General features: G+C 67.0%; 8 protein-coding genes. 5 read left to right on the plus strand and 3 right to left on the minus strand.

The features are described from left to right. Positions 1-62 precede the first annotated feature (62 nt). The 3 genes from ACFVXA_RS24695 to ACFVXA_RS24705 are packed head-to-tail and all read left to right on the plus strand — an operon-like array spanning position 63 to position 3,513. A complete protein-coding gene (locus ACFVXA_RS24695) occupies positions 63-1,505 on the plus strand; it encodes a family 2B encapsulin nanocompartment shell protein (protein WP_390026671.1) in 1,443 nt (480 codons plus the stop codon). Beyond that, positions 1,502-2,560, plus strand: coding sequence for a family 2 encapsulin nanocompartment cargo protein terpene cyclase (locus ACFVXA_RS24700; protein ID WP_389755006.1), 1,059 nt, complete (start codon positions 1,502-1,504; stop codon positions 2,558-2,560). The genes ACFVXA_RS24695 and ACFVXA_RS24700 overlap by 4 nt, the downstream gene beginning before the upstream one ends. Before the next feature lie 53 nt (positions 2,561-2,613). Further along, positions 2,614-3,513: a geranyl diphosphate 2-C-methyltransferase gene (locus ACFVXA_RS24705; protein ID WP_384018092.1), complete on the plus strand. Its 900-nt coding sequence runs from the start codon at positions 2,614-2,616 to the stop codon at positions 3,511-3,513. Between the two features lie 146 nt (positions 3,514-3,659). Here the strand turns inward: ACFVXA_RS24705 and ACFVXA_RS24710 are convergent, their stop codons facing one another. From ACFVXA_RS24710 to ACFVXA_RS24720, 3 genes are all read right to left on the minus strand, one after another. After that, positions 3,660-4,511 (minus strand): MBL fold metallo-hydrolase, encoded by an 852-nt coding sequence (locus ACFVXA_RS24710; protein ID WP_362030379.1) that lies wholly within the window; start codon positions 4,509-4,511, stop codon positions 3,660-3,662. 299 nt (positions 4,512-4,810) lie between these two features. After that, the gene (locus ACFVXA_RS24715) at positions 4,811-5,515 is read right to left on the minus strand and encodes a hypothetical protein (protein WP_390026673.1); all 705 of its coding nucleotides are present in this window, start codon (positions 5,513-5,515) and stop codon (positions 4,811-4,813) included. Next, a complete protein-coding gene (locus ACFVXA_RS24720; protein ID WP_383901589.1) occupies positions 5,499-6,638 on the minus strand; it encodes a DUF4331 family protein in 1,140 nt (379 codons plus the stop codon). Before ACFVXA_RS24720 ends, ACFVXA_RS24715 begins: the two co-directional genes overlap by 17 nt. 379 nt (positions 6,639-7,017) lie before the next feature. Here ACFVXA_RS24720 and ACFVXA_RS24725 point away from each other — a divergent pair, with 379 nt between their 5' ends. Beyond that, a complete protein-coding gene (locus tag ACFVXA_RS24725) occupies positions 7,018-7,572 on the plus strand; it encodes a hypothetical protein (protein ID WP_383741946.1) in 555 nt (184 codons plus the stop codon). Further along, complete coding sequence (locus ACFVXA_RS24730) at positions 7,569-8,123, plus strand: hypothetical protein (protein WP_390026676.1); 555 nt, start codon at positions 7,569-7,571, stop codon at positions 8,121-8,123. Before ACFVXA_RS24725 ends, ACFVXA_RS24730 begins: the two co-directional genes overlap by 4 nt. Positions 8,124-8,193 lie beyond the last annotated feature (70 nt).

Consider the following 8,193-nt stretch of genomic DNA (forward strand, 5'->3'; position numbering starts at 1 on the left):
CCGCCTTGTTCGCTGATGTTCGTGCGCATCCACCCACGCCCGCTCACGTATCGGGAGGACATGTGACTGTCCCGGAAAGCTCCCCGGAAAGCTCCCCAGAAAGCGCCGCCGGGCCCGCCGCCGACGGACAACGGTTCACCAGTCTCAGCACCAACGCGGCGCGTCAGCTCGCCACCACCACCAAGTCCGAACCGCAGATGCAGGCCATCACCTCGCGATGGCTGCTCAAGATGCTGCCCTGGGTGGACGTCAAGGGCGGCACCTACCGGGTGAACCGGCGACTACAGCTCCGCGTGGGCCGAGGCCGGGTGCAGTTCGAGCAGAACGGTGCGGACGACATCAAGGTCATCCCCGAGACTCTGACCGAACTGCCCGCCCTGCGCGGCTACGCCGACACCGCGGCCCTGAAGCAGATCTCGTCGCGGTTCAGGGTGCGGGAGGTGCGTGCGGGCCAGGTCCTCTTCGACGCCGGACAGCCCGTCACGGAGGCGTATCTCGTCGTCCATGGCCGGTTCACCCGCTACACCACCGGCAAGTACGGCGAGGAGGAGGTCATCGGGGTCGTCACGGACGGCGACGGGATGGGGGACGAGGCCATCGGCCAGGCCGACCCGCTGTGGCTCAGCTCGGTGCGGGCCGAGACTCCGGGCGTGGTGCTGGCACTCAGCTGGGACACCCTCATGCAGTTCGTGGAGCGGACCCCGTCCCTCGCGGCTCAGCTGGACGCCTTCGCCGAGCAGCAGAGCAAGCCCATGAACCGCAAGGGCGAGGCCGACGTCCCCATGCAGGCCGGGCACGTGGGCGAGCCGGTCCTCGCCGGCGGCTTCGTCGACTACGACCTCGTCCCACGCGAGTACGAACTGTCCCTCACCCAGACGGTGCTGCGCGTCCACACCAGGGTCGCCGACCTCTACAACAATCCGATGAACCAGACGGAGCAACAACTCCGCCTGACCATCGAGGAGATCCGCGAGCGCCAGGAGTGGGAGCTGGTCAACAACCGCGAGTTCGGCCTGCTGCACAACATCGACTACGGCCAGCGCGTCAGCACCTTCTCCGGTCCTCCCACACCGGACGACCTGGACGAGCTGCTGTCGATGCGCCGCAAGACCCGGCTGTTCCTGGCCCACCCGAAGGCCATAGCCGCCTTCTTCCGGCAGTGCAACCGGCGCGGGCTGGTGCCCGGCACCGTGAACCTCGACGGCCACGACGTACCCGCGTGGCGTGGCGTTCCGCTCTTTCCCTGCAGCAAAATGCCGATCAGTCCGCAACACACCAGCAGCATCATCGCGCTGCGCACGGGAGAGAAGGACCAAGGGGTCGTCGGCCTGCACCAGACCGGCATTCCGGAGGAGTACGAGCCCGGTCTGAACGTACGGTTCATGGGCATCGACAGCACCGCGATCATGAGCTACCTGGTCACCGCCTACTACGCGATGGCCATCCTCGTACCCGACGCCGCGGGCATCCTGGAGAACGTCCAGGTCGGGCGGACCGCGGAATGAGCGCACCATCGGCTTCCGGTTCGCCGCTGCGACTACCCGGTCCGCCCAGCCCCGCCCCCACCACGCGGGCCCGGCGGGGCGGGGCGATCCCCGGACTGCTGTACCGGCCCGCCGTCCCCGCGGACCCGGCGAAGGTCGCGGAGATCGACCGCAGGCTGGAGGCCTGGGTCCGTCGTCTGGATGCGTTTCCCAAGGAGTGGACGGGTGACTTCGCGGGGTTTCAGTTCGGCCGGGCCGTCGTACTCCAGCATCCGGGCGCGGCCGACCTCGAACGCCTCACCGTGGCCGGCAAGTTGCTGCTGGCCGAGAACCTCGTGGACAACTGCTACTGCGAGGAGGACGAGGACAGGGGCGGCTCATCGCGCGGACTCGGCGGGAGGCTGATCACGGCCCAGTCGGCGCTCGACCCCTTCCACGGCACTCCCGAACTGGAGGCGCAGTGGCGACGCGGCGTGCAGGCCGACGGACCGCTGCGCTCGTACCACGGGGCCCTCAAGGACTACGCCGCCTTCGCCACTCCCAGCCAGACCGACCGGCTGGTGCACGATCTCGCCCGACTGCATCTGGGGTATCTCGGCGAGGCCGCCTGGGCCGAGATCCGCTACGTGCCACGGGTCTGGGAGTACCTGATGATGCGGCAGTTCAACAACTTCCGCCCCTGTCTGTCGATCGTCGACGCCGTGGACGGCTACGAGCTGCCCGAGGCCCTCTACGTCCGGCCCGAGATCCAGCGGATCACCGCCCTCGCCGGCAACGCCACCACGATCGTCAACGACCTGTACTCCTTCACCAAGGAACTGGCCAACGATCCCAGCCATCTGAATCTGCCTCAGGTCATCGCCGCCAACGAGCGGTGCGGGCTGAAGGCCGCCTATCTGAAGGCGGTCGAGATCCACAACACGGTCATGGCGGCGTTCGAGGAGGAGTCGGCGGCCCTGTCCGTCACCTCGCCTCTCGTCGAGCGCTACGCCAGAGGCCTGGCCGCCTGGGTGTCCGGCAACCACGAGTGGCACGCCACCAACACCCACCGCTACCACCTGCCGAACTACTGGTAAGGCCCCCGGCCCCACCCCCTGGCCCATCGCCACCATTCCACAAGGAGTCACCTTTGACCGTCACCGAAGCCGACACCACGGCAGCACCGGTGCCGACCCAGGCCACCTGCCAGTCGACGTACCAGGCCCGCGTCGCGGACTACTGGAACGCTGAGGAGAACCCGGTCAACCTCGAACTCGGAAAGATCGACGACCTCTACCACCACCACTACGGCGTCGGGGACGTCGACTGGTCCGTACTCGACGACGACCGGGGCAGGGGCGACACCGCCAGGCGGCGCGACCGGATCACCGCCGAACTGCACCGTCTGGAACAGGCACAGGCCGACCTCCTCGCCTCCCACCTCGGCCCCCTCTCCCCCGCCGACCGCGTCTTCGACGCCGGCTGCGGGCGCGGCGGCGGCAGTGTGGTGGCCCATCTGCGATACGGATGCCACGCCGACGGCGTCACGATCTCCAGGAAACAGGCCGACTTCGCCCATGCCCAGGCCCGCAAACGGAGCATCGACGACAAGGTCCGCTACCACGACCGGAACATGCTCGACACCGGCTTTCCCTCCGGCGCGTATGCGGCCTCCTGGAACAACGAGTCCACCATGTACGTGGAGCTGGACCTGTTGTTCGCCGAACACGCACGGCTGCTGCGCCGCGGTGGACGCTATGTGACGATCACCGGCTGCTTCAACGACGCGTACGGGCGGGCCTCCCGAGAGGTGTCTCTCATCAACGCCCACTACATCTGCGACATCCACCCACGGTCGGAGTACTTCCGCGCCATGGCCCGCAACCGCCTCGTACCCGTCCACGTCCAGGACCTGACCGCCGACACCGTTCCCTACTGGGAACTGCGCAAGCAGGCCGACCATCTGGTCACCGGCATCGAGGACGCGTTCCTGAGCGCGTACGAGAACGGCAGCTTCCAGTACCTGCTCATCGCGGCTGACCGCGTCTGACATCTCTGCGCCGAGAGCACCGGACCGGGTCCCCGATCAGCGGCGCGGGTCGGGGGCCCCGCACGTCAGTCCGGATCGCACGGTGTCCGCGCACGGTGGTCACATCGTGGGTGCCGTGCGCGGGACGGCGTGCGGTGACCGCGTTCTCAGCTGAGCAGGCCCAGGCCGCTGTACCAGAGTGGGCCGGGGTTGAGCCGGTCACCGTGGAGCTTCATCATCTCGTCGAAGAACTGCGGCGGGGTCGGCTTGTCGGCCAGCAGCCGGAGCGTGTCCCGCAGGTACTGGCGGGTCTCGTCCAGGATTTTCGGGTCGTCGGGCAGGGCCTTGTTCTTGTGGCCGGCGACGACATGGCGCGGGTTGAGCGCGGCGACCTTGTCGATACCGTCGAGCCAGTGCTGAAGGCCGCCGTTGCCGCCTTCGAGCATCATCTGGTGCACGCCGTTGTAGACGACGTCTCCGGCGACGACGAGGCCGATCGACGGCACGTGCAGCACACTGGAGTCGTCGGTGTCGGTGTGACCGGTCTCGACCGCGCGCAGGACCTGGCCCTCCAGGAGGAACCCTTCGGGCGGTACCGGAACAGCGAGGACAGGGGTGTGGTCCGGAACCTCGGGGAAGGACTTCGCGAATCCCTCCTCCTTGCCCTTCAGCTGCTCGCGCATCTGCGCGATGGTGCCCTCGGTGGCGTACACAACGGTGTCGGCGTCGCCGAACTGTTCCAGCAGCGTCGCCGTGCCGAACCAGTGGTCGGGGTGGCCGTGGGTGATGTACACGAACGCGAGCCGCTTACCGGAACGCTCCACGCCCTCCGCGACCTGCGCGATCTGGCCGTGGGTCAGCGGCGGATCCACCAAGACGGCGTCTCGTTCCCCGTAGATCAGGGTGGACGAGATCGGCGAGGAGACGATCTGGTCGCCGTTCGGCATCCGCAGATCAATCGTCCTGGGGACGCCCTCGGAGACGAGCACCTCGTAGGACAAGGCAACAGGCTCGGGCATTTCAGGCACTTCCCTCATGCATGGGCGCAGGTACCGCACACCACTCTCACATGGAGAGAAGCCGCCTGCCCGTCGAAGATCCGCACGCAGGGGCCGGGACGCTGAGCCTTCGAAGGTCAACCTCGGGGTTGGCCACCTGCGGCGGCCGCGGCCGCCGTGCCAGCGCGCCGCGCGTTCGCGACCAGCCGGTTCGCTTCCTTCTGGGCGAGGGTGAGTGGCTTGCCACGGGCTGTTCGCGGCCTCCGGCCACTCCGTGTCCCGATGGTAGAAGCCGGCTCATGATTCATCCGCGTCAGCGGTCATTCGGTGAGGGCGCGAAGGGCCCGTGAATGGCTGGGCACATATCCGAGGACGGCTCGATATGCCGCCATCGCCTGATCATGGTATCCGGCGTGCTGGAGTGCGTGCCCCCAGTTGTAGAGCATGGCGGCCAGGGGCAGCGGAGAGGGCCTTGTGTATCTCCCGAGGGCTTCACCGAAAGCGTCCCGCGCCTGCTCGTTGTTTCCCATCGACACGTGCAGGCACGCGATGCGCGCCATCTGCTGTGGTTCGGTGGCGGCGGTGGCGTGTGCCAGGCGGAGTCCGAGGGCGGCAGGAAGACGCCCGCACGCCTCGAGTACGTCGGCGTGTTCTTCGGCGACGGCCTCGGTGGCCGCGCCATGCCGCGTGGCCAGTGCGAGGGCCCGCATCGTCTCGGCGAAACGGTGGGTGGTCGTGGTCACATGGGCGCGGGTGATCCAGGCAGTGGGGTCCGCGGGGGTTCGGTCGACCAGTTCGGCTGTGATGCGGTCGGCGGCGGTCAGATCACTTGGGTCTACGGTGACGCTGTGGCGTACGAGCAACGCGTTGGTGAGCCGCGCTCCCACATCGGTGCGTCCGGACTGCGCGTAGCGCTCGGCGAGACCCGCCGTCTGGGCGTCCAGGTTGGCGAGCGCGATCGTCGAGGACGTGCACAGCGGTACGCGCCATCCGTCGAAGTCTGTGCGTTCAGTCCGAGGGGTCAAGAATCGCTCCGGCCTCTAGCGCGGGCGGGTCGGGGTTGGCCGCGGCCAGGTAGGGGAAGGCGCGCGACGCGGGGATGACGGCGGCGTCCACTCCGTCGCGCACCGGTCCGCCGTTCCAGCCGCCGACGATCACCGAATACAGGATGTCGATGACGTCGTCGTTCAGCCAACGTCCGCCGCAGGTTTCGTGGCGCCCACCGGTGAGGGCGCCGCGCTCGACGTCGAGGTATCCGTGTTCACCGAACGGCTTTGTGACGTCCAGGACCAGGTGGTCGTGGAGCAGCGTCTCGGTGAGCGGGTGGTGCTGCCCCTCGGCGAACGGCCACGCGGTGGCGTCATCGAGCTGATCGAACATGGCGAGATTCGCGTCGAGTCGAGCGCGGTAGGCGGCTGCGGACTCTGGTGGGACGTCGAATGGGTCGTCCAGGTTGTATAGGTCGCGCAGATCCACGGTCGCGTTCACGGTGTCGTTTCCGTTGACCGACAGAAGCACGTTCTTCGCTTCGGGTCGGCCGATGCGCTCGAAACGTGCCGCCGGTGTCCCCCGGCTGAGCGACTCCCCGGTGGCGGCCCATAGCGCCGAGCGGTCGGTGCCGAGGACAGCGTCCGAATCGAGTTCCAGGACGATGCTCAGTACGTTCTGTCCCGCGACGGCGTCCACGCCGGGAGCGGTGAAGGCGAGGCGGCGGGTGGCGCGTGTGCGGACCTCGCTTTTCACGTCCATGAAGAAGGGATCTCGACGCAGCCCGGCGAAGATGGACACTTCGGAACCGCGTACAGCGCCCTTCTCCCCCGTACGGAAAGCGACCGCGCGGTCAGCGCCATAGCTGAGCGCGCCGCCCTGGTCACCGGTGTCCGGTTCGATGTCGGTGAAGGTGACGTCGAATGCGACGGCGTCCTCGCCACGGGCTCGGAGCACCGCGTCGGAACCGATGTCCGCGGGTGCCAGTCGTATCCGGTAGAGAACGGCGTCGGAGAAGGCCGTTCCTGGCCGCGCCCCGGGAAACACGTTGAGCACGACGGCCAGCCGACCTGGTACATCGGGGACGGGAAAGAAGTACAAGTCGGTCAGGTCGATGACCGGGTCCTGCACCGCACGCAGGCTGGACAGGTGGTCGGACACTGCATGACCTCCCTCGATGGGAATCCTCGCTCGGTAGCTGCTTGTACAGCGCCTTGCGCCTTACACGGTTCCAGTGCCGCGGCGACGTACGCGACGGGTGTCCCAGAGGGCCGTGTGGCGTGTTCATGACCCGCCTCTTCCGGCTTGCCGCACTCCCTCTGGCCCTCTGGCCCTCTGGCCCTCTGGCCGGATGAAACGACGCTAGGAGGAGAGAGCGGCAAGATCACTGTGCGCATAACACGACAATCTGGTGGAGATTGGTTGTAAGGGAATAATCCGCTCGATGCACCCGACGTGCCAGCCTGAAGGAGGGCCGAGGCAAGCGACGCCCCGGTCCAGGCTCTCCATGCAGACCCTCGTCCGAAGGGAAGTCATCGCCATGTTCGACGCAAGCACCTATGCCCCGATCTCGCCGCACGTGACCGCGGAGGAAATCGGTCGGTACACCCACGAGTCCCGGCGGCAGACCGAAGGGGCGGGCAGTCGGGTAGGCAACCGGGCAGAATTCACGCTGGTCGCTCCGGTGATTCAGCCGAACGGTCCGTCCGTCTTCCGTGAACGGGCGAAGAAGGCGCAGATCGAGGCTCCCTATTGGGAGGGCCGGCTCGGCACCGTCCACGACCTGCGCGTTTGCTTGATCAACGACGATCGGCAGCTGCTGTTCGCTGCCACGTACAGCGATGACTTCATGCCTTACGTCCAGGATGTCATTCGCTTCGCGGGTCCGTGGATCGACTACATCTTCACCGATGTCGCGGAGGGTTACCCGGGCGTGAAATCGCCGGACGAGACGCTCGAGTACATCGCGAAATACCAGGTCGAGGCCGGCATATGGTACGGCAGCCCGGACCCGGAGGCGACACCTCGCGACATCACCAAAAGCCTGCGGGTCACTGACGCCTTCAACCAACTACTCGACACGGTGCAGGAATGAACGAGTCAGCCGGGCGCACGGTCCCCACCCTGGAATTCGACGACATCCAGGGGACGTTGCTGCGCCGACGACCCGACGACTACCACGGCGTGTACCTGCTGTACCGGATCGATGACGCCGGTGCGGCGAAGCAGTCGCTGCGTGGCATCCTGCCGACGGTGACGAGTTGCGCGGACTGGGAGAGCCCGCGACCCTTCACTCTCAACATCGCATTCACCTACAGCGGCCTCGAACAGCTAGGAGTTCCGGCGGAGTCTCTCGCCTCGTTCTCGGCAGAGTTTCGCGAGGGCATGCCTGCCCGTAGAGACGTGCTCGGCGACACCGGGGCGAACGATCCGAGCAACTGGGTCCCACCGCTGGGCAGCCGGGACGTTCACATCGGGGTGCTGATCATCTCAGAGAAGGCCCAGGCGCTGGATGAACCGCGTGACGAAGCCAGGCGCCTTGGCGGAGTGAGCCTGATCTATCAACTCGACGTAAGCGTCCCGAGTTCCGGACGTGAGCACTTCGGTTTTCGCGACAGCATTGAGCGTTTTCCAACCTCACGCTGATGCGTGGTGAAGGACGACTACTGCCTTCACGACGTTGGTAATGCGGTTGGTGCTGCAGCGGAGTTTCCGC

Origin of the sequence: Streptomyces sp. NPDC058246, from assembly GCF_042881985.1 — a bacterium.
Lineage (GTDB): Bacteria > Actinomycetota > Actinomycetes > Streptomycetales > Streptomycetaceae > Streptomyces.

Excerpts from the sequence above, each read along its gene's own strand:
- ACFVXA_RS24725 (WP_383741946.1), top strand. The coding sequence starts at position 7,018 with ATGTTCGACGCAAGCACCTATGCCCCGATCTCGCCGCACGTGACCGCG.
- ACFVXA_RS24700 (WP_389755006.1), top strand. The coding sequence starts at position 1,502 with ATGAGCGCACCATCGGCTTCCGGTTCGCCGCTGCGACTACCCGGTCCG.
- ACFVXA_RS24730 (WP_390026676.1), top strand. The coding sequence starts at position 7,569 with ATGAACGAGTCAGCCGGGCGCACGGTCCCCACCCTGGAATTCGACGAC.
- ACFVXA_RS24710 (WP_362030379.1), bottom strand. The coding sequence starts at position 4,511 with ATGCCCGAGCCTGTTGCCTTGTCCTACGAGGTGCTCGTCTCCGAGGGC.